We start from the raw sequence: 1901 nt of genomic DNA on the forward strand, positions 1-1901 counted from the left end.
CGCCACGTACAGCGCGCAGGGGTCGAGATTGTCCGGGGTGCAGGTGACCCAGAGGTCTTTCCTGCCGGCCAGCAGCCGGGGGTCGGCGATGGGGTTCTTGGTCGTGCCGAGGAAGGTGCGCTCGACGCCGTACGTGAGCAGTGACAGCGCGTCCTTGGCGTAGTAGGTCTCGTCGAAGACGATGTCCTTGGGGGACCCCAGGCGGTTGAAGCGCGTCAGGGCCCCGAAGACGGCCACCAGCAGCGGCCCGAGCCATCCCCACAGGGGGCTTCCCTGGAAAGGCGGAACCAGCCGGTCGCGCACCGTGGGGACCGAGGCGGGTCGCTCGGCCGATGCGGTGGGCGGTTTCCCGGAAAGTCGCAAGATTCCAGCAAATCTTAGGGGGAAGGCGCGAACAGCCACCCGGGCACCCTATGCGCCACGGGCGGCCCGCAACCAGAGGATCAAGAAGGAGACCCGGAGCGACCGCCCTCACCGGTGGACAGCCTCGTAGAACATCACCGGTGGCCCGGCGTTCTTAGAACGTCTACAGTGGCCCGGCGTTCTTAGAGCGTCACCAGTGGACGGCGTTCTGGAGCGTCACCGGTGGACCGCGTCGTAGAGGTCGCGCTTCGGGATGCCCGCCGACTTGGCCACGTCGACGATCGCCTGCTTGCGCGACACCCCCGCCTCCTCCCTGCGGGCGACCTCGTACACGAGCTCCTGGAGGTCGGGCTCGACCGTGCCCGGCTCGTGCCCGGCGACGACCAGCGTGATCTCGCCCCGCACGTTCCCCCCGGCCCATTCGGCCAGCTCGGCGAGCCCGCCCCGCCGTACCTCCTCGTAGGTCTTGGTGAGCTCGCGGCAGACGGCGGCCGGCCGCTCGGGGCCGAACGCCTCGGCCATCGCGGCGAGACAGGCCTGGAGCCGGTGCGGCGCCTCGAAGAACACCATCGTGCGCTCCTCGGCCGCCAGGGCCGCCAGCCGCCGGGCGCGCTCCCCCGGCTTGCGGGGCGGGAACCCCTCGAAGCAGAACCGGTCGCTCGGCAGCCCCGAGATCGCCAGCGCCGTGGTGACCGCCGACGGCCCGGGGAGCGCCGTCACCGGGATGCCCGCCTCGACGGCGAGGTGGGTCAGGCGGTAGCCGGGATCGGAGACCCCGGGCATGCCCGCGTCGGTGATGACCAGCACGGTCTCACCGTCCTGCAGGGCGCCGAGCAGTTCCTTGGCCCGTGCCGTCTCGTTGGCGTCGTAGTAGGACACCACTCGTCCGCCGAGCGTGACTCCGAGGTCGGCGACGAGCCTGCGCAGCCGGCGGGTGTCCTCGGCCGCGACGACGTCCGCGGTCGATAACGCCTCGCGCAGCCGGGCGGAGGCGTCGTCGACCCGCCCGATCGGAGCACCCGCCAGCACCAGCCTGCCGTTGTCGTTCACATGCCCATCCTCTCCCATGCACGGAGAGGTCATCAGCACAGCACCTTCGGGCATGAGTCCCCCAATTGGGTACGTAAGAGGTGTTTCTTAGGCTGGACGTAATAGCCGCCCCGTACGATGTCCGGATGGCCCTGACGGACTTCCCCAACCAGGACTTCGAGCAGCCGGAGCCGCGCGACGAGCCCGCACAGCCGGGATCGGTACGCGACCGGCTGGTTCCGCCTTTCCAGGGAAGCCCCCTGTGGGGGTGGCTGGGACCGCTGCTGGTGGCCGGTTTCGCCGCGTTCCTGCGCTTCAACCGCCTGGGTTCGCCCAACGCGGTGGTCTTCGACGAGACCTACTACGCCAAGGACTCTCTGTCGCTGATCAAGTTCGGCGTGGAGCGCGTCGCGGTGAAGGACGCCGACAAGCTGCTCCTCAAGGGCGACGCCAACGTCTGGCAGCACTGCGCGCCCACCGAGATCGACAAGTGCGCCTCCTACGTCGTC

At 69.8% G+C, this 1901-nt stretch carries 1 protein-coding gene and 2 pseudogenes; 1 reads left to right on the plus strand and 2 read right to left on the minus strand.

What is annotated here, in order from left to right; genetic code table 11:
* Positions 1 to 363 (minus strand): annotated as a pseudogene (locus ACGFIV_RS36220) (phospholipid carrier-dependent glycosyltransferase); the annotation flags it as partial.
* A 216-nt stretch (positions 364 to 579) separates the two neighbouring features.
* Positions 580 to 1431: a 16S rRNA (cytidine(1402)-2'-O)-methyltransferase gene (rsmI, locus tag ACGFIV_RS36225; RefSeq protein ID WP_358562234.1), complete on the minus strand. Its 852-nt coding sequence runs from the start codon at positions 1429 to 1431 to the stop codon at positions 580 to 582.
* A 107-nt stretch (positions 1432 to 1538) separates the two neighbouring features.
* On the opposite strand from rsmI, the pseudogene ACGFIV_RS36230 reads away from it, so the two are divergent.
* A pseudogene (locus ACGFIV_RS36230) lies at positions 1539 to 1901 on the plus strand (phospholipid carrier-dependent glycosyltransferase); the annotation flags it as partial.

Source organism: Sphaerisporangium sp. NPDC049003, from assembly GCF_043197795.1.
Lineage (GTDB): Bacteria > Actinomycetota > Actinomycetes > Streptosporangiales > Streptosporangiaceae > Sphaerisporangium.

Bases quoted from the DNA above. Each gene is read 5' to 3' on its own strand.
- rsmI (WP_358562234.1), bottom strand. From the start codon at position 1,431: ATGGGAGAGGATGGGCATGTGAACGACAACGGCAGGCTGGTGCTGGCG.